Source organism: Chryseobacterium sp. WG23 (genome assembly GCF_024586575.1).
In the GTDB taxonomy this organism is placed as follows: domain Bacteria; phylum Bacteroidota; class Bacteroidia; order Flavobacteriales; family Weeksellaceae; genus Chryseobacterium.
In genome coordinates, this window is record NZ_JALCZE010000013.1 from 80208 (window position 1) to 104756 (window position 24549).

Sequence of the window (24549 nt, forward strand, 5' to 3'; positions counted from 1 at the left end):
ACTTTTCGGCCATGTCAAAACAAGGAATTTATAAAATATCGGGAAATACAAAACCAAAAGTTGGCGAACAGGTTACCTACAAAATTGATGAATGGTATCCTGCCACCCCCAGAGAAAAAAGAAATCCGGCGCTCGTTACCTGGCATCTGTTCAAAAAGGTGAACGGGAAATTTGTTCCCACCACTATTAAGAAAAAAGGAATAAGCAGCTTTACCTTTAATACAACAGCTTATAAAGATACTTTCAGGATAGAAGCTTATCTTCATAATCCGGAAGGAAAAACTCCAATGGCACTTGAGATACAGCCCCAGCCCAGCGATGTTCCCCGGATCAACAAAGTTGAACTAAAATACATAGACAATACTCCCGGAACTGTTTTCAGCTTTACGGAAAAAATGGTGGCAGAAGCTAAATGCATGAATCTGGAAGCCCAGTATCTGCAATTTACTCTTTGGGAAGATGATTCCAGAGACTCAGGTCATAATGCTCAAAATCTGCCTATAGACAGTAAAAAAGAAAAGGTAAAAAACGGAATCGCCAGGGCAGAATTCATGCTGACAAAAGCACTTATGCGAAAAGCAATGCAAGGTGAAACAAACCCTCAGCAGCTTGAATTCTATGTAACCGTAGAATATTATGCCCATAAAAAGCATGCAACGGATAATGTAAATATCAATACTCCAACAGAATTACGCCCTTCATCCGGCCAACCTCAACCTCAGCAGCCCCAACAACAACAACAACAACAACAACAACAACAACAACAACAACAACAACAACAACAACAACAACAACCTGCTCCGTCACCTCAACAACATCCCGAGCCACAAACAGCCCATGGACAGATCAATAATACCCAGCCGGCAACACCCCCACCATCGGGAGGGGTCTCTCCTACCGTCATCAATCAGGTAAAGGTTGAAGACCTTCTGGATGCCTATTTTGCAAAAAAAGAATATACCAGGAAAACAGGAGAAGAGGACGGAACTCATACCTATACTTTCGGAGGAAGCAAAAGTGGCAACAAAACAGCTACTGCTGAAGAGAAAAATAAAGTGGCACAAACCATTCTCAATAAAATTAAAGAGAACCTGAAGTCCTCAAAGAAATATACCACTCCTGAAGTGATTGCTGCGGCATTAACCGCCGAAGCTTATGGAAAAGATACAACCAGTCAAAAGACTGTAACTTTTAAAACCTTCAAGCTGGGAGTGGATTTTAAAAAGGTTGACAGTGCCCCACTCGATGATAAACTGTACCTGGTTGCCAGAACCATGCTTCTGGATGGGAAACAGGTCACCATATCCATTAAAGAAAAAGATGGTATCATCAAAGGTTCAGCAGATGCTGTTCTCCCTGTTCTGGAAATTACTGAAGAACAGATGGAACAGAAAACACCTGCCGGAGGAGAAGTTCCGGGAACCGAGAAAACAGAATTCTCAGGAACCGTAAAAGACAATCTCGTAAAAATTCCTATTCACCTCCGTCCGAAATCCGAAGAAGAGCTGAAGCAATGGAAAGATAAGATCAACAACGGAAAAGAAGATGGAAGCTATACCTATACATTCGGAGGTCCTACAAGTATAAAAAATGCTGCCGATAAAAAATCTATCGCCGGAAATATTCTCAACAACGCCAAAGGCGGTAAACGGGGAAATCCAAAAATAGAAGACGGCAAAACCTCCAGTGTAGAAGAAATAGAAAAAGCTTTAGCCATAAAGGATTACAAAGCCGGAGATACCATCACCTTTAAACTTCTGAAAAAGGTCCCGGAATTCTTGTATCTTCATGCAAAAGCACAGGGTGAGAAACAGCATGATAAGAAGTTCTTGAATAAAGAGGGAGCGTATTTCCAGATTGGGAATAAGTGTCCTAGATGTGAGGCTAAAATTACAGTGGCAGAATTTCAAGAAATGTTTCCTGATGTAAAACAATTATTTTATAAAGGAATTAATAGTCTAAATTCTCCTACTTTAGAAAACTTTCTGGAAGCTTTAAATAAAACCTTAAAAGAGTTCAATATAAATACTTGTATAAAAAAAGCATTCTTCTTAGCACAAATAACTAAAGAAACAGGATATTTTGCAAGAATAGATGAAAACTTGTATTATACTACTGAAGAGGCATTGCATAGTTTTTGGAAAAAAAGCAGCCATCCTAGGTTATATTCAAACCCTAACGAGTTTTTTAAAAATCCCGAAAAATTAGGGAATTATGTTTATAGAAATGTTGCAGAAAATGGTGATGAAGCAAGTGGTGATGGGTATAAATATAGGGGTAGAGGATTAATTCAGATTACAAGAAAAAAGGGTTATAGGAGATTTGGAGAATATTCTGGTAAGAATTTGGTAAGTAGCCCTGATTTATTGTTAGAGGATCTTGAGCTTACAACAAGATCAGCAGGCTGGTATTGGAAACACGGAGTACTTTTAAACAATGGCAGTGAAAAAGATCTAAATACTGTTGCAGAATCTGGAAACTTTACTGAAACTACTAGATTAGTTCATGGTTCAACAGAAGATGTAGCTGCAAGGGAAACAATCTTATTAAAAATAAAGAATGTTTTGAGAACAGATGAATGTCAAAAATCAGACACAGCCATAACAGATGCAGATATAGAATATCACATTCAAAGCTCTGGAGAAATTCAATACAAAATCCAAAATGAAAAAAGAGAATATGCAGCATATTTTTACCATGATACTAACGGAAATGTTCATGACCTAGGTAGATATAAATTAAAAAAAGTCAAAGATAATTATGGAGGGCTTTATAAAGATAAATTAGGAAAGGATTCTAATAATGTTTATCTAATTGATATTAGGACTGTTAAACAAAGTTATAAAAATAATGGAATAGGATTTACTTTAACCGTTAATACTAATCGTTACTATATGAACGATGTTACAATAGCCTCATTATTCGGTGCAATGCTAGCATGTAATTACGATGACTTTACATTCAATGGGTTTAGTAATGAAAAAGGTGAATCTATTGGGGGAAGCAAATCTCATAAAAATGGTATGAATGGAGATCTTAGATATCTTAGAAAGGACAAAAAAGGAGGCAAAACAAATCTGTTTGATAATGGTGAAACACTAGGGTGGAAAGGACTAGATGAAGAAAGACAAAATAATTTTAATGATTCATTGTATAAATTTGGATGGAAGAGTATGCTCTCCCAATATTTCGGTGAAAAGAAAAATAAACTTCTTCGACATTGTACAAATGACTCTGACAACGGCCATAATGACCATTTACACTTACAGGGTTACAAACCAACTCTAAAAGAACTTTAATATGAAATATATACTATGTTTACTTTTTTTAATTCAAATTAAAAATTGTAAATCTGAAACACTTCCATCTCAAAAAAAAATATCACCGCAAATATCAAATACTAAAAGTATTATAGATAATTATTCTATAAATAATGTTGATAAAAATGCAATAGGAAAAAAGATAGAAGACCAGAATACTATAAAGCATTTAAAAAAATTATTATCACAATCTTTGGATAGGGAAATTGAGAGACCTTATATGTGGGATATTTTCACCTCCTCCAATGATACTTTACTACAATTCCACAATTATAAAGATTTTGTACTAAACAATACTACTTTTAAGTCTTATTACATCAAGGCCAATTATGAAGATGCAAAATATCAATGTATTTTAACAATCAATGAGACCTCGAATAATATTTATAATGGTATGATTGTTTATGAGCAATTAAACTCTGAAGAAAAATACCAAAGAACTTCTGAAGTCCAAGGGGATAAAATTATTCTAAAATTTCTCCGGGAAAGATCTTCTAAAAGTATGATATTCCAGATTAAAAATGGTCTATTTTTAGACTATTTTGATGTCCAAAATATAGATCAACGATGGGGTAATAAAGAATTAACACATTCTAACACAGCAGTATATGAATATCAATTAAAAGGTAAAGCAAATAATCATTTAAAAAATGGCTATTGGATCGAAAAAAGATATTCAACAGATTATAGAAAAACAGTTATTGAAGATGGTAATTACATAAATGGCATAAAAGACGGAGAATGGAATTATTCTCCGGATGGACCTGTAGATAAAATTGAGGTTTATAAAGACGGCAAAGTGATAAAAACATATTCTCCTTAAACGATGTGCTTACGTAAAATACTATATACAATTGGATTTTTATTACTACTTTCCTGTAAAGAAAAAAAACAGGAGGTTGTTCAAATTAAAAAAACAAAATCTGATACTTCAGTAGCATATTCAATTAATGAAAATGATACTTTGCAGCAATCAAAAGGCCCGATAAATATAAAAAGTGTTGAAGATAAACCCTCCCAAAAAGAAGAGAAATATTCTCCTGATGGAACCTGGCAGGTAGACTGTAAAAAAGGAGCCGGAAGCATATCTATCGATGGCAAAGAGGCATCACTGACGGTTTTGTACAATCAAATTTATATCGATATGAAAGAACTCAAGAGATATGATTTTGAAAAAGGTATTGCCTATACACTAAAAGAAGTTCCGGAAGATATTGGAAATATTGGAAGAGGGCTCAACTGGAAAGAATATGTAAATAATGAACCTATAGTATATCTGAAGATCATTGATAAAAATACTATGCATTTTTACTGGTATGGGTTTTACAACAGAAAAACAAAGAAGAGAGAATGTAAAGAAACTAATTTCCAGCAGGAAAGCAAAACCAAAGAAATCATTCTAAAAAGATGTTCTCCTCAAAATTAAAAATTACAGACAAAGTAATTTTGATATAAAAAATGCAAGCAAACAATATCACCTTTATATTGTTATTTATTTTTCTCTTCTCATTGGAAGGGAACGCACAGTCATATAATAAAAATAAAAGTTTGCATCCTAAAACTGCATCAAATAAAAAACCCGGAAAAGGAAAAACACTCCCATCTGATTTAGAAGGCGAATGGGCTGTAAACTGCGGAAACGGACTGACCACCTTCAGTATAGGGAAAGAAGAAAACATTATATCATTGTATGGAAACTCTATATACATTAATGTACAGGTGGAAAAACTAACTGATAGGGAATATATTTTAAAATTCAAAAATATAGCAACTCAGGAAAATTGGGTAGAAGAGTCATTAAAAATAACTGAATCAGATATATCAAAAGATAAAATCATTGGAAAATTCTTTATAAAAAAAGATGGCAAAGTAGAACTTCATTGGATAGGTCTGTATAATATGAAAAAACAAAAACTAGATTACGCTGGTAAAGACTTTTCATTAATTAGGGAAAATCGGGGTAAGAATCCTGTTATATTAGAAAAATGTTCATAATCAGATTAGTAAAATGCATGTAAATAGTATCACTTTTGTATTGTTATTTATTATTCTCTTATCATTTGAAGGGAACGCACAATCAAATAGTAGAAATAAGATTTCTCATCATCAAACTGCACCAAATACAACAAGCGAAAAAGAAAAAACGGCCCCTTCAGATTTAAAAGGGACCTGGGCCGTAATTTGTAAAAATGAATTAACAGAGCTTGATATCAATAAAAATGAAGGTTATTTATCACTGTATGACTTTAATGCCATTTACATCAATCTAAAGGTAGAAAAAACATCTAACAAAGATGAGTATGTTCTGAAGTATGCAAGCTTAGCTTCTCAGCAAGATTACTATAAAGAAAATTTAAAAATTGTAGATGAAGAGATCTCAAAAGATAAAATTATTGGAAGGCTGATTCTGCAAAAAAATGGTAAAGCAGAATTACAATGGATCGGATTATATAACATAAAAAAGCAGAAACTGGAGTTTGTAGGTAATGATTTTCTTCTTATAAAAGAAAACGGTGGTAAAACTCCATTAATTCTTGAACCATGTCACTAAAATGATAAAGACTCAATTTTTTTTTATAATCGGATTTTTATGGTTTTTCTTCTGCAAAGAAGCAAGACAGAAAACACTCCAATTTGAAAAGTCAAAATCAGGTACTTTGGATAATGATAAATATGTCAACTATTATATAGATATTAATAAAGATAATATTCCTGATAAAGTAGTTTCCAGTGCTCCTGGAATGGGAGATGAGCTTTCACTCTATATAAAAAAAGATAACAAATTCAATTTAGTATTGAAAACCATTAACTTCTCTCAGGATGGAGGAAATAAAGTATCTGATATTAAAGAAACAAAAGAGGGATTTGTTATTGTTACCACATTTCCCGATAGAGGATACTATGAAGAAAACTATCAGATTATATATGATAATAATAGTTTTATCTTAAAAAATGTAGTTTACAAAACAAGTTCATGGCAGGAAGATTATACAAAAACATATGTCTGTAACGTAATTCAGAATATCAACATTTCAAAAAATCCCTATAAATTTAAAATAAAAGGGATGCCGGGTGAAGAGAATAGAAATCAGGAATGTAGTGTTGAATATTACTCAGGAAAAACTTTACAAGAATTTATAGATCGATTTAAAGAACGAAATTCACCTCAAATCGTACAGGGAATTGAAAGATATAAACAATTATTACAAACATTTCCCATCACTCAACAAAATATATTATAATACAATGACATAGGATATTATCTACAACAATCACAAAATAACAGAGAAGCCATTTTTCTGCTCACAAAAATTATAGAAAAATCTCCAACCCGAGTAGTAGCATACCTTAATATAGCAGACGCTTATTGGGAAATAAATGATAAAGGAAAAGCCAAAGAATATTATCAAAAATATATATCATTGATGAAAACCCAAGATAAAGATTTGAAGAAGATACCACAAAGAGTTCGTGACAGAAATAAGTAACATCATTATAGTTTTAAAAATTAATAGATTTTCATATAAAAATATAATGCAGAAAAAATAAGAGATAAAATATAGATCAGAAGTAAACAAAAAATTCGAACTTTTCGGCCAAAAAGAAAGACTAAGAAAACAAGAGTTCAATGGTAATAATTTTCTCTTCTGATTCTCTAGCCATGTAAATAAAAACGATGATGAAGCTATCAAATCTTCTATTATTACTTCTAACCATAAGCATCTTTTCCTATAAGAAGATGGAAAAACAAGATTCTCAAAAACAGATCTCTTACACCAAAGGTAAAACTGAAAAAATAATAGAAAAAAAAGATGATTCTTCCAGGATTGACAAAATAATTAAGGATAGTCTATCTTCAAAGGAAGTCTTTACAGTCAACGCAAGCTTCAATAATGATCAGTTAAATAACTTCAGTTTTTCAGGAATATGGAAAGCTGAATGTACTACTAATGACCATGTAAGTAATATCTTATTTTATAAAAAAGATGAAGGGGATCTGAGTATATATTATAAAACAAAGCTCATAGCTAAAATGATGGTTGAAGTAAATTCCGACAATAAATCATTAAAGTATATTGGAACAAATATTATTGGAGAAGGAGTAGATATAAAAAAAATAACTACCCTTACAAAAGGAGATGTACTTGCCAAAATTGATATTATTAATGAATATAAAATATCAGTTAATTGGCTGGACTTTATAAAAGAAAAAATATTTATTAAAAATTTATTTGGAAAAGAAAACTCTATAATCCTAAGTAAATGTAGTGAGTAATATAAGAAAATCATTATACTCTCAATGATGTACCTAAACAAAATACTATATACAATCGGGTTTTTATTATTACTTTCCTGTAAAGAAAAGAAATAGAAGGCTGTTCAATTTGAAGAAAAAAAATCTGATACTTCAGTAGCATATTCAATACAGGAAAATGATACTTTACAACAATCAAAAGGCCCAATAAATATAAAAAGTGTTGAAGATAAAACCTCCCAAAAAGAAGAAGAAGAATACTCTCCTGCAGGTAGACTGTAAAAAAGGAGCCGGAAGCATATCTATCGATGGCAAAGAGGCATCACTGACGGTTTTATACAATCAAATTTATATCGATATGAAAGAACTCAAGAGATATGATTTTGAAAAAGGTATTGCCTATACACTAAAAGAAGTTCCGGAAGATATTGGAAATATTGGAAGAGGGCTCAACTGGAAAGAATATGTAAATAATGAACCTATAGTATATCTGAAGATCATTGATAAAAATACTATGCATTTTTACTGGTATGGGTTTTACAACAGAAAAACAAAGAAGAGAGAATGTAAAGAAACTAATTTCCAGCAGGAAAGCAAAACCAAAGAAATCATACTAAAGAAATGCTCTCCATAAATCATGAATTTAAACACAATATTTTACACAGCCGGGATTCTGTTATTATTTTCCTGCAAGGAAACCCATGGCAATAAAAACACTCCGGAACCCAATTCCAGTCTAAAGCGTGAGAAGATTGTCACAGGGCAGCAAATACAGAAAACAAAAGCGGAAGAAGATCCAGGTCAAGCTTCTGTACAGGAAACAGGATCTATCTGGAACGGGAAATATTCAGGTTCATTTTTAAGATTAAAAGATGAAACTGCAGATCCCAGAGCCTGGGGACAGATTCATCTACACATCCATGGGAAAAGTGCAACACTTTCTATCGATTCTTATGTGGAGAATGTTCAAAAAAAATTAAAATTATTCAGCGAATCAAAAGATGAACTCAGACTAAAAGATATTTCCGATGGGAAATCTCTTACCCTATCTAAAAAATCCGGTACAATCACTATGGAAGGTAACTTAATGGAATCAATAGTCGGAATCAGTGAAAAATATGAAATTGAAAAAACGGTCAGATAAAACGTATGATGAAGTTTATAATACGGTAACCTTTAATGGCAGATATCAGCAATCCAGCTATGATGCCCAGCATTTCAATATCTTCGGAACACAGTTTATACTGGGATATAATATAAAGTTCTAATACTCATCATAAAAATCAGAAGCCCTGACCACCAAACAATTACTATATTTTTAAAATAATAAAAGTTGTCCCAGAACTATTGGAGGCAACTTTTTTCATAACTTTACTTTAAATTTCAGCTCTTGGCTAATCTTTACAAAAAAGACTCTCCCTTTCAGGTTTATATATCGTTCAAAAAATATTTGGATGTATTGGAACATATCCGATATAATGACCGTCTGGAATACAGGGTCAACTATGCTGAATCCCTGATTGACAGAACAAAAAACTTTACAGAGCTTAAAGAAGGCTTTCAGGATATCACCTTGCTGGAAAAACATGAAGACCTCATCAGGTTACTTCTTGCTGACCTTTTCCCTACCGGTCTTACCCATAATGAAATAAAGGCAGCAAGTATTCCCCTTTCCAACATTACTTTTAATTATACCGAAAGGTTTAAAAACATCCTTAAGGACGCCGGTAAAGATTTTGAAATAGAACTCAGAAATATTAATGACGATGAGTTTTATGTATTCTGCTGCTGTCTGATTCTTCAGAGTTACTTTAAGAAAGATATCAAAAGTACAATCCCTTTTTATTATGATATCCCGAATCAGCAGGGAATCATGAAACATTATAAAATTACAGTAAACTCAGACTTTACTGAAATTTATCCTACAGAAGAAGCAAAAATACCATCGGATGATATTCTGGATGTATTGTTGGAAAATCTTGATGACTTTAAATTGTGGAAAAAATATTTTCCTTCGCAATCCTGGATATTAAAAGGATTTACAATTATTTCATTGGTAGACTGTACTTCCGAAGTCGCACTATCTGATCTGAAGTCAAGCATGATAGAGATTGATCCTGAAGATTTAAATCCGGATGAAAACCTGACTGAAATTTTCAAATCCTATTTTGATGTACCAGAGCTTAATTTTGGATTGATGACTTTTAATAAGAAAGAACAGAAGCTTGATAAACTTCCTATTTACGAAAGTCTTCTAACCAATCATATCCTTGATTTCTGGATCAATACATTTGATGAAGAAACCCGTAAAAATACTTTCAATAACTTAAACCACAACTCAAAACCCATTGTGGTTTCCAACGTCGATAATCTGGATGAAAATGTCAGACAGCTTCCTTCTTTCAGCATATTAAAAGACAATAATGTCAACAGCTTTATGGTGATTCCTATCATGAAAGACAGTGAGCTTCTTGCTATCATGGAATTCACGTCTCCTCTGGCTGGCAGTTTTAACGGATTAAAACTCAAAAAAATGGAGTTTTTTTCCGATATGATCCTTTTTTCTTTAAGCAGATTCTACTTTGAGAAAAATTACCAGATAGAAGCTATTATCCAGCGTGAGTATACATCTATTCATGACAGTGTGGTATGGAAGTTCAGGAATGAAGCTGAAAAATATTTTACGGCATCGCTTGGAAAAAAAATATATACTCTAAAGGAAATATCATTTAAAAATCTAACCCCTTTATTTGGAGTCTCAGACATCCGTTCTTCTTCGGAAAAACGTTTTAACCTTATGCTTCAGGACCTTAACCAGCAGATTGAATGGTTAATTGATATTTTAACAATAACCAATTCTGATTCGGAAAAGTTTATGCTCGCATTAGATGTTTTTGAAAATGAACTGAATAATGAGATCAAGGCTGATACTGAACAGCGCCTTCAAAGATTATTGAGAGAAGAAATTCATCCGTTCCTACAGGGAAAACTGGAGGTAAGATCATCCAGAGAATTAAAAACTAAAATTAAAGAGTACTTTTTGCAGGTGCGGGTTCAAACTGACCTGTTTTATAACCACAGAAAAAAACTGGATGATTCTATAACGCTTGTCAACAGGAAATTGGCAGATATGCTGGATGAAAGCCAGGTGAAAGCTCAACAGATCTTTCCACATTATTATGAAAGGTTTAAGTCTGATGGAGTGGAACACAACCTGTACATTGGTACCACTATAGCTCCGGAGCTTCATTACACTTCAAAAGTAGTCCATAAGCTAAGATACTCGCAGCTGAAAACCATCTGCAAAATGGAAATGGAGTTTCAGTCTTTTAAACAGCAGCTTCCGATTCAGCTGGATATAGCTTCACTGATCTTTGTATACAATGAAAAAATAGACATCCGATTCAGAATGGATGAAAAGCGCTTTGATGTAGATGGGGCTTATAATTCCTATTATGAAATCATAAAAAAGCGTCTTGACAAAGCTCATGTAAAAGACTCTTCGGAAAGAATTACTGCTCCCGGAAAGATTACCATAGTCTATTTCGGAATGGAAAACCAGAAAGAATATCTCGAATATATCTCAAAACTTCAGAACAAAGGAATTTTACAACCTAACGTAGAATTTCTGAAAGTTGAAGACCTTCAGGGGATCACTGGGTTGCTGGCACTGAGAGTGACGTTGATATAAATTGTGGACTCAATAATTTTATGATTTTTTCATTTTTACTTAATAACTACTGCCTTATTATGGGTAGATAAGCATTTTTTTTCATAGTGAGAAGGTATATCTTCCGACTTACATCTTGATGTGCTTTTAGGTAACTAATAAACTTTTACTCTTAAAAACCAATCATCAGCCAGATTATCCTAATCTATAAAATAAGTATCCGGCTTCTTCAGCTCACCCTGTGGTATTTCAGCCTGCTCAAAAATAGAAAACTCAATAGTACGGCAGATGCTGTTCAGGGCCAGATCATTTTCTTCTTCCCCAAAAGGTTCCCCAATTTCCTGGATTATAGCATCCAATGCAATAAAGGTATAACTGATCAGCAGGACAATTAAAGGCATCATCCATCCCAGGGAATCAACTAACCCAAAAGGAAGCCAAAAACAGTATAGGTATACCGTACGGTGCAGCAAAACACTGTAGGCAAATGGTAACGGTGTGTTATAAATTCGCTCACAGCCTCCGGAAATATTAGAAAACTGATTCAGCTGATGGTCCATAGAAGTCAGTACAATGGTATCAATATTTCCTTTTTTCTGCTGTTCATTCAGCCAGGCGGCAATAAAACCCAGGATTATACTTGGAATAAATTTTTTATCCTTCAGCTGCTCCACCTGCTCCTGAGAAAGTAATCGGGAAAGGTGTTCAGTTCCGGATTTATCTCTGAGCTGATGGTTCAAAGACCAGCAGAATGCAGAGATCATTTTGATGATTTTTTGTTTTTCTTCTTTAGATTCAGGAGAAGAATCATTTACCAATGAAAAAATTTGCCTTGTTAGCGATCTTGTTTCAATAACAAGCAGTCCCCAAAGCTTGCGGCCTTCCCAAAAACGATCATAGCTTGCGGAATTGCAAAAACCCATGAAAATGGCTAATGCCAATCCTATTAATGTAAAAATCGTAGGATTAAGATGTACTTTATAATCAAATATTTTTCCTTTAAAATAATAAATAGCCAATGAAAACAGCGTAATAATGATCAGCTGAACTACAATTTTCTTTAACACAGAACCTCTCCATATAAATAGCATTTTCAGCCAGTTTGTACGCTGCCTAACAATCATTGTATCTGTTTTTAATTAAAGACTAAGAAATGCAAATCCAAAAGAAAGTACTGAAATAATAATTCCAGCCATAAAAATCTTATACGTTATGGATAGAAGCTTATATTTTCTGTCCAGGACTTTTCCCAGGTAATACAAATCCTTTACCATAGAGTCGTAAATATAATCCCTGTCCTTAATAAGGTCTTTCATTGCATTATGATAATCATCAAACAGCATCTGCTGAAAGTTCCCGAAAAACAACAGGTTTACTTTTCTGTTAGCAATATCCTGAGGAGTAAAAGTTGTTTTGGTTACATTGGGTTTTGTAGACAGGATGGCAAATATAATTGTCAGCACACTTGAAAGCAGTAATATAAAGCTAGGAAGAATCAAATGTGAATTTTTAGGGGTATCCAGCTTCGGAATTAATACAGACAGGCATACTGAAATAATAATAGCATTTACAGATAACAGAATGTTCGCTTTACTGTCTGCAATATCACTCAGTCTTGTATGATTATTAAGCGTCACTCGAAATAAAGTATCGACACTTCTGTCAGATTTTTCTTTTTCTTTTTTCCCTTCAGAATTATCTTTTTTATCTTCCTTCTTCTCAGCTTCTTTCTCCAGCTTTTTTTCAATCTTTTTGATATTCTTATTTTTTAAAGGTTCCCAGTTTTCTTTGGCATAATCTGTATAAAAAGTATGCCTGTTTTTCAGCATATCCAGATTTCCGGCATTCCATTCGTCGTTAGAAAAACATTTTACATTGGTAAGCTCCCATTCTTTTCTCAAGGCATCAGAAATATCATTATAATCGTGACCTGCAAAATGGCTGAAATCAGCATCTTTCACTATTTTCTCAAGTAAATTCTGAGGCTCATAAGTAATTTTTGTGGCCATGATCAGTTTTTCAACATCTCCAATATAGTCTTCAGGGTAATTTTCCTGATGCAGAAAATCCTTCATAATTTCCACACCCCTCTCTTCATGATTCATCGCACATTCTATGTAGCCGGTATCATGGAACCAGAGTGCCACAAGTACCTTCTCCTGATCCGCTTCGGAAACAGGAGTATTTTTCATGATTTCTTCTGCCTTGTTTACTGTATAGGCAGTATGAATAAAATTATGATAAAAATATACCGAAGATAACTTATCTTTGAATAAGATTTCAACATAATTTTTAGCTTTGTGTAGAATGCTCATTCCTGAATTTTTGTTATTGTAAATTTATGAATTTATCCTTTAAAACTCATCTAAAAAATACTTCTATTGTTCTAAGGACAATATTATCCGCAGGAGCCCTTTACTCCTGTGCAACCTATAACGTACAAAAAGGCAAAAACTTATTTGAAGTGAAAGATTCTGATATAAAATCTGAAGCTGATTTTAAGCTTTTCCTGATCGGTGACGCCGGAAATGCAGATGAAGTTCAGGCACAGAAAACCCTGAATTTACTGAAAGGCAAGCTGGATTCTGCAGACAGCAAGTCTATGCTGATCTTTTTGGGTGATAATATCTACCCTAACGGAATGCCTAAAGAAACGGATAAAGACTATAATCTTGCCAAACAAAAACTCGAAAATCAGCTTTCTATCACCAAAAACTTCAAAGGAAAGACACTGGTGATCCCCGGAAACCACGACTGGTACAGCGGTGTGGACGGATTAAAAGCCCAGGAAACCCTGGTAAAGAATTATTTCAATGATAAGAAGCCCTTTTTACCTAAAAGCGGCTGCCCTATTGATGACATCAACATATCTCAGGATATTAAATTAATTGCCATTGATACGGAATGGGTGATCGCCAACTGGGATAATTACCCGGGAATCAATAAAAACTGTAATATAAAAACCCGTGAAGATTTTTTCACAGAGTTTAAAGACCTGGTCATCAAAAATCAAGGCAAAAGAATTATTGTGGCCCTGCATCATCCTATTATCAGCAGCGGAATTCATGCAGGATTTAACTCTGCAAAATCTCACCTTTATCCTCTTAAAAGTAAAATTCCTGTTCCTGTTGTGGCCAGTGTTATCAACATATTGAGGAGCTCGTCAGGGGCAAATCCTCAGGATATCAACAATCAGCATTATGCTGATCTTGCCAACCGGTTGAAAAGTATTGTTCAGGATAAAGAAAATATCATCTTTGTTTCAGGACATGATCATAATCTTCAATATCATGAAGATGGAAATATAAGACAGATCATCAGTGGTGCAGGTTCCAAAACTGATCCGTCTACGATTGTCGAAAAAACAGATTTCTCTTACGGCGGAAATGGTTTTGCTGTTTTAAATATCAGAAATGACCAGAGTACCGATGTTGAATTCTTTTCAACAAAAGATACCCAGCTTCAGAGGCTTGCCCAGATCTCTGTCATTTCAAAACCGGACGTATTTGTGAATAACTTTCCAAATTCTTTTCCGCCAGCCATATCTTCTACTATCTATCCGCTACAGCTTACCCAAAAAAGAAAATTTTACAGATGGCTTTGGGGAGATCACTACAGAAGATATTACGGAATCCCTGTTGAAGCTCCTACAGCCAACCTTTCGGAGCTTAATGGAGGCTTTATCCCTTTCAGAGAAGGAGGAGGAAACCAATCCAACAGCTTAAGATTAAAATCTTCAGACGGACAGGAATTTGTAATGCGCGGCATAAAAAAAAGTGCCATTCGTTTTCTCAACAATATGGCTTTTACCAAAAGTACATTTGGAGAAGAACTTACCGATACCTTTCCTGAAAAGTTCCTACTGGACTTTTATACCACGAATCATCCTTTCACTCCTTTTTCCGTTGGAAATATGGCCGATAAACTGGGAATTTTCCACAGCAATCCAAAATTATATTATATTCCTAAGCAACAGGCTTTAGGCAGGTACAATCAAAACTACGGTGATGAAATGTATATGATTGAAGAGCGTTTTTCTTCAGACCCTAAAACCTTAGCTTCACTGGATAATGCAAAAGATATTCTTTCTACTGATGACGTACTGAAAAACCTCATCAAAAACTATAAATATTCTGTTGATAAGGAATCCTATATGAGGGCCCGGATTTTTGATATGCTGATCGGAGATTGGGACCGCCATTCGGATCAATGGAAATGGGCTGAATATGAGAAAGGAGATCAAGTGGTTTACAAACCAATTCCCAAAGACCGGGATCAGGCTTTCAGTAAATATGACGGAGCTGCATTCAAACTTATTATGAATGTCCCGGCGATCCGTCATATGAAAACATTCACAGAAGATATCAGCAGTGTAAAATGGCTGAGTATGGAACCTTACCCAATGGATCTGGTCTTTTTAAAAGGATCTACTCAGGAAGAATGGGTAGCACAGGCAAAATACATCCAGGAACACCTTACCGATTCCGATATTGATGAAGCATTCAAAAATCTTCCCAAAGAAGTACAGGATGAAACCATTGCCGATATTCAGAAAAAACTGAAAATACGAAAAACCAAGTTACAGGATTATGCCTTCGACTATTATGATGTGCTTCAGAAAAAAGTTCCATTGGCAGGAACTATAAATCCTGATAAATTCGTCATTACAAAAAATGGAAAGTCTGTACTTGTACAACAATATGAACTCGGTAAAAACAAAGATAAAAATGAACTGGTTTTTGAAAAAAAATATGATGATTCAAAAACAAAAGAACTCTGGATCTATGGGCTCGAAGATGATGATATCTATGAAGTAACAGGAACCGGAAATCCAAAGATGAATATCAGACTGATTGGCGGATATAATCACGATGTATATAATGTTGCAGACGGAAGAAAAGTGAAAATTTATGATTTTAAATCACAGAAGAACACTTATAACAATGCCGGCAATGCCACAAAGAATATTTCTGATGATTATGACCTCAACAGCTACAATTATAAGCACCCGAAATACAATTCATTTGCAGGATACCCCAACTTTGATTACAACCCTGATGATGGAGTAATTGTTGGTGTTTTAGCAAATTATACCGTGAATAACTTTATTCGCGACCCTTATACTCAAAAACACAGTTTAAAAGCCAATTTCTATACTGCTACAGCGGGGTTCAGTCTTACTTATAAAGGGATTTTCAAACAGGCAATTAAAGGATGGGATTTTAATGTGGATGCTGCCTATACCACGCCAAGGTTCTCTCAGAATTTCTTTGGCTTATCCAATGAAAGCCCTTATGATAAAGAAAATACAGAGAGAGAATATAACAGGGCCCGGATTTCCAAATTCAATGTTGCTCCTTCGATCTCCAAAAAAAGCTGGATGAATCTCAATCATCAGATTCAGCTTACCTTTGAAGACAATAAAGTACAGGTAAAGGAAGGAAGATTCATTAACGAATCTCCCGATGTAAGGCCTGAAGTCTTCAGTAGCCAGCAGTTTGTAGGGGCCAATTATACATTCAGTTATAAAAATTCAGATAATGTTGCCTTCCCTACTCTTGGAATGGAGTTCATGCTTAATGCCGACTGGAAAGCAATTTTATCAAATTTTAACCGGAACTTCCTTACTCTGAAAGGTAAGCTGGCTATTGACCACAGAATTGATAAAAAAGGAAATTTTGTTTTTGCCAATTCCAGTCATGCCATGTGGATTAATAATGACAGCTTTGAGTTTTACCAGGCGGCAACTATTGGTGGAAACAATGGAATGAGAGCATTCAGAAATGAAAGATTCTCCGGTAGATCATACTTTATCAACAATTCAGAAATCCGATGGGATTTTGGAAGAATCAGAAATAATATTATTCCTGCCAATCTTGGAATTCTGGTAGGCTATGATATTGGACGTGTATGGAATGATGGCGAATATTCAAGAAAATGGCATCAATCTGTAGGAGCCGGTGTTTGGCTAAGTCTTGCCGAAATGATCTCCGCAAGGTTAAACTATTTCTATGGCTCAGATGGCGGAAGGATTTCAGCAGGTATTGGTATGAAATTTTAGATTAATAAAGAAGTAAATAAAAAAAACTCAGGGTGACCTGAGTTTTTCTTTTATGTATATATGTTTGTATTACTTCTTAATGAATTTAATACTTTCAGAAATTGTACGATCTTGTATTGTAATAACATAAGTACCTTTCACTAAATCAGCTACACGGATCTGGCTATTTTCAATTTTACCTTTCTTAATAAGCTGTCCGACAGCATTATGAATTTCAAATTGTGCTTCTCCGGAAACAGATGAGATAGTAAGTATATCATTAACCGGATTAGGATATATTCCGAAATTATTTTTCTTATCCGTTTCCTTGGTTCCCAGCGTCTCTCTTGTTGTAAATGTTTTAGTTTCATAAACAAACTCACCATCTTTATGAAATACAACCTGCCCTGAGCTTGTAGATAAATCAACATAACCATTTGTTAAGCCATCCCCAAAATCATCGGAAATAGTAAATGCATAACAATCTTGAGGAAGCGTCCATGTTTGTGTAATAAGTGTTGGATTCGGCTGTCCCGGTTGTGTGTTAGAATAGTTTCCGGACTTAACAATCTGGCCAGCACTATTTCTCAGGTTCCATCTTGTCTCATTTCCATATCGGTCTCTTAATAATTTAAAAGTAAATGTAGTGGTACCAAAATACTCAGGTATTATAGGTTTCACATAATTACCGTTTGAGGTATTATTTGTACTTCTTTCATCTGTTGTTCCGTTGACTGAGACAATCGCTAATGAAACAGGAGAAGAGGGTACAGCTCCATCAACAGGAATATTGATAACGCTTGATTTATCCTGAGTTAAATTACCTGTCCAGTTATAATTTTGAACAGCACCACCATTGAATGAATAAGAAATAACAGCTGACGTTAAATTACTTGTCCCTCTATTATTAAGAATAAGACGTACTACTCCTTCCCCACAATTCACCACACCAATTGAACAGCCTCCGTCAAATTTGATCTCAGCATCATTAGCAAACAGAGGAATAGGCTGATCTCTATTAGATGTCTTCAGCTCTACCCTTCTTGGAGAGTTGTCCATTACTGTTCTGATTCTTGTTTTCTGATCATTCGTATAAATGTTCATACAGGTATCATTGGTATAATCCATATAGTTCTGAACCATTTCATACACTGATGCATTATCACAGCTGGCTATTGCAGCATTACATGTATAATTTGCAGTATGTGCTGTTGGAGTATCTGCACAATAGTCATTTCCACAGTTAGCATCTCCCCAGATATGTCGTAATCCTACAAAGTGTCCTACCTCATGAGTCATTGTTCTCCCCCTGTCATAGCCCGCCTGCATCAGAAATGTTCCATCATTGTAATCCATACTCCCAAAAGTAGAGAAACCTGCAACAACACCATCTGTATTGGCGAGCCCACCATTAGCAGCCATCCCCGGAAGTCCGGAATTAGATGGAAATTGAGCAAAGCCCAGTAAGCCACTGTCTGCAAAATTTACACTCCACATATTCATGTATTTTGTAGGATCCCATATTGTTGTAGGCTTTACCGTACTGTTAATAAAGTTTTCGTAACCATCTGCTGGGGATCCGTTAGCCCAGAACTCCCGGCAAAGATTTACCCTATCAATACCATTGGTGGGATTTCCGTTAGGATCCACCTTTGCAAGTACAAATTGTATTTCAGTATCTGCTCCTACAAGGCTGGCATTAAATCCCGGAGTTCCCGTCATTCGTCTAAAGTCGTTATTCATTACTGTAATCTGTGACATTACCTGGCTATCTGTAATATTGGGAGCAGTTCCTATATCCTGACCATTGTGAATAACATGTACTACAACCGGAATAGTAATGACATTCCCGTTCTGGGATCTATTCAATTTATTTTTTTCAATTAAAGGGGCCAGCCATTCTTCAAATTGTTCCGTTGTAAATCTCTCAGGAAATTGTTTCCTAAGACCTTCTTCATACGCAACAGTTCCACATCTTTCAATTCCCCGGGGATCCCTATTTCCTTCTGTGGAGCGTTTTGAAAATTTTGAACCTTCTTTATTCTGAGCATTGGTAAATACAGCTCCGGAAAATAATAGAGGTACCAAAAAAAATTTCGAAATAGTAGTTTTTCTCATATTCTTTTTTATATTTTAGCAAATATATAAACAAAAACAAAAAACCAAATAATAATAGATAAAAAAAACACCAAATACATAAAAATAATTCAATGAAAAAACATTTTATATTAATTAATTCCGTATTCATATTTTCAATTATAGGTTGTATTAATCAAAATAAAAGTGAAAACAACGGAAAAAATTCAACAATAAATACAAAACAAGGGAAAATTGAAAAAGTACAATTAATCGAACAAACAAGAGGAGTTAATGATAGTGTGACTTTCACAGCTACCTCTAAAGTCTACACCTCCAATAATGCAGACCCCACCAATTCTTCTATCTCCCCCTCTGAATGGGCAAGCATTTCCAAACAGGCAGAAGCGCTTGATTTATCTGCAATATCCAAGCTTCAATCTCCCACAACAGGAAGATATTCTGACCGGGCTCTGGCCGCTACCATTATTATTACTTCGGGCGGTACAACCTATACCTCAGCAACTTTTGACTCGGGCCATCCACCAAAAGAATTAGAAGCTTTGTATAATGAAATTCAAAAACCTACCAGAAATCTTAAAAAGAAACCTGAATAAACCAATAAAAAAACCACAGATAATTTCTGTGGTTTACTATTTATAAATATTGATTTGTTTAAAAAGCAAGCTGATATACATTTCCACCTTCTTCTTTAGCTTTTTCATCAGCAATAATTAATGTTTTGTCATTAAGGAAAACAATCGCTTCTTTCTGCGAATTGTGGTCTAATGGTATTTTCTGAATTTTGGCAGAACTGAAATCATCTGCTGTAAACCCACTGAGAACATGAATGTTTTTATGGGTAAGCAGTACAATCTTATCTTTCGTACTGTTGATGGTTGCAGAAGTAATAGCAGCATCATTATACCCTCCGTCAAGCTTTAATCTCCCTATTAATTTGGCTTCAAAATCTCCTTCTTTATTAGGAACCTGAAAAACAAGGAAAGTTCCGTCAAAACCTTTGCTTCTGTTTTTAGTAAAAAGATAGAAGTTACCATCCATCTCTACAAAAGCCTCACAGTCATACAATAAGTTAGATTTTTTTGGAGGAAATTCAGTCTGTCCCTGATAATGAAATTTTGTAGTTTGGATCACTTTGGTTGTTGCCTGAGTGGCATCTTTTAAATCTGTCTTCAAAATAGCAAGGTCCTGTCTGCTATTATCATTATTTCCAAAATTTCCAATGTAAATATTTCCTTGTGTATCTGAGATAATATCTTCCCAGTCTGTATTTTCAGCATTTTCAACCGGAATAGAGGCCAGCAATTCACCTTTATCATTAAGCCCATATACAGCATTTTTATTTCCACGGTCTTCTATGACCCAGGCTGTCTTTTTATCCTGAGACAAGGTAATTCCGGAAACCTCCTTTAGCTTTTTAGGTAAGGTATACTGTACTTGTAATTTATCATCATTAGTGGGTTGATTCTGTGCCTTAGGATTACAGCTCAGTAAAAGTGAAACAGGTAAAATAAGAAATCGTATCATATGTATTTTTTTTAACTTAAATTAAGAAGCATTAATCGTTCCAAATACGACTTTATGAAAGAAGCTTTGCTTTTTCCCATAAAATATCCATTTCTTCCAGGGACATATCAGCAAGTTTTAAACCTTGCTCATTGGCAAGTACTTCCATCTTTTGAAATCTTGAAATAAACTTCAGGTTTGTTCTTTCTAATGCAGAATCAGGATTAATTCCTGAAATCCTCGCATAATTGATCAATGAGAAAAACACATCTCCCAGCTCCTGTTCTTTTTTAACAGGATCCGTTTCCTCATGGAATTCCTGGATCTCCTCATCTACCTTTGCCCAGGCATCTTCTGCATTATGAAACTCAAACCCAATCCCTTTTACCTTATCCTGAATCCGGTACGCCTTTACCATACTTGGAAGGCTTTTCGGCACTCCTCCCAGGATAGAGGTATTACCTTCTTTCAATTTCAACTTCTCCCAGTTCTGCTTTACCTCTTCTTCATCCTTCACTTCAGTATCACCATAAATATGGGGATGGCGGAAAATCAACTTTTCATTGAGAGAATTGATAACATCTGCTATATCAAAGCTTCCTTTTTCAGATCCTATTTTAGAATAGAAAACCAGATGAAGCAATACATCTCCCAGTTCCTTCTTTATTTCCTGTAAATCTTCCTGAAGTATGGCATCTGAAAGCTCATAAGTCTCCTCAAGAGTCAGGTGGCGAAGCGACTCTAAAGTTTGCTTTTGATCCCATGGGCATTTTTCACGCAGATCATCCATAATATCCAGTAGTCTTCCGAAAGCTTCCAGCTTTTCCTGTTTCGTATTCATAGTAATGGGAAATTCAAAATTATACAAATGTAAGGGTTATTTTGACTTTAGTGCAAGCCTTGGAGCTGAAAGTTGAGAGTTAAGAGTTAAGAGTTGAAAGTTAAGAGTTGAAAGTATGAAGCAGGAATTGTGAATCGTCAATCTGCGCTGCGCTTATCAATTTTCACAGATCTGGTACAACCAATCACTATTCACTTGCAAAGAAAAATTCAATCTCTGACTTAAAACGGCATTGCAAATTGTGAATGGTCAATCCGGCTGCGCTTGTCAATTTTTTGCAGATAAAAAATTCACTATTCACCAGCAAAGAAAAATTCACTTTTAACTTAAAGTTGTATTTCAACCTTCAACATCTGAAATCTAGCATTTCGGCTCTCAACTCTTAACTCTTAACTCTCAACTCCAATCCTTGCCTCCCCCTCTTATCCCCACAAAACAAAAAACCTTGTTAAGAAAGTTCTCAACAAGGTTGTATTGTAAAATCCGGTGATCGGATTATCCTTTTTTAGTGTGTGTACTTTTCGGAGCTGACTTTGCAGCTGAAGTAGCCTTTACTTTAGGAGCAGCAGGCTTTTCTGCTTTAGGCGCCGCTTTTTTAGTTTCTTTTTCAATGCTTACTTCTTCTGCAGGCTCACCTTCCAAAGTTTCAGGTTCTGCTTTTACAAAACTTTCAGGAGTGATATATCCAGCTTTGTGAAGAATATTATACCATTGAGCCAATTTCTTGATGTCAGATGCATATACTCTTTCTGTATCATAATTAGGAAGAGAAGCCAACATAAAATCTTTCAGTTCAGCATCAGAAGCTTTGTGAGAAATAGTTTCTTTATAATCATTGTTTTTAGCAACATTTTCAAAAACTTCGAACAAAGGAACTTCTTTATCAAATGTAAACATTGCAATATTATCCAATAAGCTTACCTGGCTAGAGTTACCAATGCTTACTTTTTTCTTGTTGGTAACATCTTCAATAATAAACCCGTTTCTTAATTGAGAAACTAATTTGAAAAGTCCTGGTTTTCCAGAAATTGAAATTATTTTTTCTAACAGCATAATTTTATTTTTTGTAAATTCTGCAATCAGCTTTCAGCTTTTTGCCTTTTATTATTCTTTTTTTAATCCTTGTTTACATTATTTTGGAAATCTCATTTTGTAGCCGATGCTTACATCACCCTGAGAAATCTTTGTCAGTTTTCCTTTTACCAGTTTCTTCTTCAGTGCACTCAGATGGTCGGTAAATAAAACCCCTTCAATATGATCGTATTCATGTTGAATTACGCGGGCTCTAATATCGGAAAAAGTTTCTGTATGTTTTACAAAATTTTCGTCATAATATTCAATGACGATAGTTTCTTTTCTTTTCACATCTTCTCTTACATCCGGAATAGACAGACAGCCTTCATTAAACTTCCATTCTTCACCCGATTCTTCAAGAATTCTGGCATTAATGAAAACTTTCTTAAACTCTGCCAGCTCATCTTTGATATCTTCATAATCCTCATCATCTGCAAGGGGGGTCACATCTATTATAAACAGACGGATATCCAATCCTATCTGAGGTGCAGCAAGACCAATGCCATTTGCACTGTACATCGTTTCGAACATATTATCCAGTAATTCCTGTAATTCAGGATAATCTTTATCTATATCTTTTCCTACTTTTCTCAAAACAGGATCCCCAAAAGCTCTTATCGGTAAAATCATCTTAATCTTTGTTCTAAAAAATTCTGCAATATGATGGTTGCACTTACTTTATCTATTAATCCCTTTTCCTGTCTCTTTTTTTTGCTCTTTCCACTTTGGGAAATAAAAAACGAGGCCATTTTGGAAGTAAATCTTTCATCCAAACGGTGGACTGCAATATCCGAAAATTCTTTTTTAAATTCTTCAATGAATTTTAAAATATCAGTTTCCACTTCTGAAATATTCCCTTTCAAATCTGTGGGAAGGCCAACTACTACTTCATCTACCTTATTTTCGCTGAAATATTTTTTTAAAAATTCCATCAGAAAACGGGTCTCCACAGTATCCAGCCCACTGGCTATAATCTGCATATCATCTGTTGCAGCAATGCCACAACGCGCCTTTCCATAGTCTATCGCAAGGATTTGTCCCATAATTTTGCAAATTTAGTAAAATTTAATGATTTTATTCATAACGCAGTTTTTTTATATAAATCATGTTTTATTCCATTATTTTTTTTATAATTTTAATCCTCCAAAAAACAAATATATGAAGAAACTCATCCTCGTAAGACATGCAAAAAGCGACTGGCCGGAAGAAACGGAGGATTTTGACAGACCTTTAGCAGATAAAGGTTTAGAAGACGCTATGAACATGTCCCGGTTCCTGAAAAGTCATCAAATTTCTATTGACCATTTTATTTCAAGCCCGGCCGTCCGTGCGCTCAATACATGCAAAATTTTTAACCAAACCTATCAGCTTAATTTTTCTACTGATGAAAAACTCTATAATCCTTCGGAAAGAAATTTTGAGTCTGTAATTTATGATCTGGATGACAACCTTAGCTCGGTTGCCTTTTTCTCCCATAATAACGGAATCTCGAATTTTGCCAATTCTATCTCTGAAGATATTTTTCATTTTCCGACCTGTGGTGTCGCAGGTTTTGAAGTAGACTGCACTTCATGGTCTGAATTTGACGGAGCCCAAAAGAAACTTCTATTCTTTTATGAGCCGGGGAAAATTTAGCTTCTTTTCAATAATTCTTTATTCAGTATGGTAATAAAAACGGTTGCTTAAGTTAAAAACTTTTTTTGAAAAACATCATCTTAATTCAGAGCTTTCAAAAGCTGAACAGGG

General features: G+C 34.6%; 23 protein-coding genes. 15 read left to right on the plus strand and 8 right to left on the minus strand.

Annotated elements, in window-relative coordinates; all coding sequences use genetic code 11:
- Positions 1 to 11: 11 nt before the first annotated feature.
- The 12 genes from MP477_RS18970 to MP477_RS19020 all read left to right on the plus strand — a co-directional run bounded on the left by MP477_RS18970 (position 12) and on the right by MP477_RS19020 (position 11266).
- A complete protein-coding gene (locus MP477_RS18970; protein ID WP_257191620.1) occupies positions 12 to 3299 on the plus strand; it encodes a glycoside hydrolase family 19 protein in 3288 nt (1095 codons plus the stop codon).
- Between the two features lies 1 nt (position 3300).
- Entirely contained in the window at positions 3301 to 4143 is an 843-nt protein-coding gene (locus MP477_RS18975) for a hypothetical protein (RefSeq protein WP_257191621.1), read from the plus strand.
- Between the two features lie 3 nt (positions 4144 to 4146).
- On the plus strand, positions 4147 to 4746 hold the full coding sequence (locus MP477_RS18980) for a hypothetical protein (protein ID WP_257191622.1): 600 nt from the start codon (positions 4147 to 4149) through the stop codon (positions 4744 to 4746).
- Between the two features lie 32 nt (positions 4747 to 4778).
- The gene (locus MP477_RS18985) at positions 4779 to 5315 is read left to right on the plus strand and encodes a hypothetical protein (RefSeq protein WP_257191623.1); all 537 of its coding nucleotides are present in this window, start codon (positions 4779 to 4781) and stop codon (positions 5313 to 5315) included.
- Positions 5316 to 5328: 13 nt separating this feature from the next.
- Positions 5329 to 5871, plus strand: coding sequence for a hypothetical protein (locus MP477_RS18990; RefSeq protein ID WP_257191624.1), 543 nt, complete (start codon positions 5329 to 5331; stop codon positions 5869 to 5871).
- A gap of 106 nt (positions 5872 to 5977) precedes the next feature.
- Positions 5978 to 6562, plus strand: coding sequence for a hypothetical protein (locus MP477_RS18995; RefSeq protein ID WP_257191626.1), 585 nt, complete (start codon positions 5978 to 5980; stop codon positions 6560 to 6562).
- A gap of 111 nt (positions 6563 to 6673) precedes the next feature.
- A complete protein-coding gene (locus MP477_RS22870) occupies positions 6674 to 6808 on the plus strand; it encodes a hypothetical protein (protein ID WP_373567440.1) in 135 nt (44 codons plus the stop codon).
- 251 nt (positions 6809 to 7059) lie between these two features.
- Positions 7060 to 7596: a hypothetical protein gene (locus MP477_RS19000; protein ID WP_257191627.1), complete on the plus strand. Its 537-nt coding sequence runs from the start codon at positions 7060 to 7062 to the stop codon at positions 7594 to 7596.
- 199 nt (positions 7597 to 7795) lie between these two features.
- A complete protein-coding gene (locus MP477_RS19005) occupies positions 7796 to 8209 on the plus strand; it encodes a hypothetical protein (RefSeq protein WP_257191628.1) in 414 nt (137 codons plus the stop codon).
- A 3-nt stretch (positions 8210 to 8212) separates the two neighbouring features.
- Positions 8213 to 8719 (plus strand): hypothetical protein, encoded by a 507-nt coding sequence (locus tag MP477_RS19010; protein WP_257191630.1) that lies wholly within the window; start codon positions 8213 to 8215, stop codon positions 8717 to 8719.
- The gene (locus tag MP477_RS19015) at positions 8700 to 8843 is read left to right on the plus strand and encodes a hypothetical protein (RefSeq protein ID WP_257191631.1); all 144 of its coding nucleotides are present in this window, start codon (positions 8700 to 8702) and stop codon (positions 8841 to 8843) included. The genes MP477_RS19010 and MP477_RS19015 overlap by 20 nt, the downstream gene beginning before the upstream one ends.
- 122 nt (positions 8844 to 8965) lie before the next feature.
- Positions 8966 to 11266, plus strand: a complete 2301-nt coding sequence (locus MP477_RS19020) for a GAF domain-containing protein (RefSeq protein ID WP_257191632.1) — start codon at positions 8966 to 8968, stop codon at positions 11264 to 11266.
- Between the two features lie 179 nt (positions 11267 to 11445).
- On the opposite strand, the gene MP477_RS19025 is transcribed toward MP477_RS19020, so the two are convergent.
- Together MP477_RS19025 and MP477_RS19030 are read right to left on the minus strand one after the other, a co-directional pair.
- The gene (locus MP477_RS19025; RefSeq protein ID WP_257191633.1) at positions 11446 to 12369 is read right to left on the minus strand and encodes a bestrophin family protein; all 924 of its coding nucleotides are present in this window, start codon (positions 12367 to 12369) and stop codon (positions 11446 to 11448) included.
- 15 nt (positions 12370 to 12384) lie between these two features.
- Complete coding sequence (locus MP477_RS19030; RefSeq protein ID WP_257191634.1) at positions 12385 to 13560, minus strand: Pycsar system effector family protein; 1176 nt, start codon at positions 13558 to 13560, stop codon at positions 12385 to 12387.
- A 26-nt stretch (positions 13561 to 13586) separates the two neighbouring features.
- Here MP477_RS19030 and MP477_RS19035 point away from each other — a divergent pair, with 26 nt between their 5' ends.
- A complete protein-coding gene (locus MP477_RS19035) occupies positions 13587 to 17306 on the plus strand; it encodes a metallophosphoesterase (RefSeq protein ID WP_257191635.1) in 3720 nt (1239 codons plus the stop codon).
- Between the two features lie 69 nt (positions 17307 to 17375).
- On the opposite strand, the gene MP477_RS19040 is transcribed toward MP477_RS19035, so the two are convergent.
- Entirely contained in the window at positions 17376 to 19403 is a 2028-nt protein-coding gene (locus MP477_RS19040; RefSeq protein ID WP_257191637.1) for a M43 family zinc metalloprotease, read from the minus strand.
- A gap of 92 nt (positions 19404 to 19495) precedes the next feature.
- On the opposite strand from MP477_RS19040, the gene MP477_RS19045 reads away from it, so the two are divergent.
- On the plus strand, positions 19496 to 19978 hold the full coding sequence (locus MP477_RS19045; protein WP_257191638.1) for a hypothetical protein: 483 nt from the start codon (positions 19496 to 19498) through the stop codon (positions 19976 to 19978).
- 58 nt (positions 19979 to 20036) lie between these two features.
- Here MP477_RS19045 and MP477_RS19050 read toward each other — a convergent pair whose 3' ends face one another.
- The 5 genes from MP477_RS19050 to ruvX all read right to left on the minus strand — a co-directional run bounded on the left by MP477_RS19050 (position 20037) and on the right by ruvX (position 23846).
- On the minus strand, positions 20037 to 20909 hold the full coding sequence (locus MP477_RS19050; protein ID WP_257191639.1) for a hypothetical protein: 873 nt from the start codon (positions 20907 to 20909) through the stop codon (positions 20037 to 20039).
- Between the two features lie 52 nt (positions 20910 to 20961).
- The gene (gene mazG, locus MP477_RS19055) at positions 20962 to 21729 is read right to left on the minus strand and encodes a nucleoside triphosphate pyrophosphohydrolase (RefSeq protein WP_230039916.1); all 768 of its coding nucleotides are present in this window, start codon (positions 21727 to 21729) and stop codon (positions 20962 to 20964) included.
- Between the two features lie 495 nt (positions 21730 to 22224).
- Positions 22225 to 22782, minus strand: a complete 558-nt coding sequence (locus tag MP477_RS19060) for a DUF5606 domain-containing protein (RefSeq protein WP_230039918.1) — start codon at positions 22780 to 22782, stop codon at positions 22225 to 22227.
- Positions 22783 to 22860: 78 nt separating this feature from the next.
- Positions 22861 to 23433, minus strand: a complete 573-nt coding sequence (gene def, locus MP477_RS19065; protein WP_230039919.1) for a peptide deformylase — start codon at positions 23431 to 23433, stop codon at positions 22861 to 22863.
- The gene (ruvX, locus tag MP477_RS19070; RefSeq protein WP_230039930.1) at positions 23430 to 23846 is read right to left on the minus strand and encodes a Holliday junction resolvase RuvX; all 417 of its coding nucleotides are present in this window, start codon (positions 23844 to 23846) and stop codon (positions 23430 to 23432) included. The genes def and ruvX overlap by 4 nt, the downstream gene beginning before the upstream one ends.
- Positions 23847 to 23961: 115 nt before the next feature.
- On the opposite strand from ruvX, the gene MP477_RS19075 reads away from it, so the two are divergent.
- Positions 23962 to 24438: a histidine phosphatase family protein gene (locus MP477_RS19075; RefSeq protein ID WP_230039932.1), complete on the plus strand. Its 477-nt coding sequence runs from the start codon at positions 23962 to 23964 to the stop codon at positions 24436 to 24438.
- The last annotated feature ends 111 nt before the right edge of the window (positions 24439 to 24549 follow it).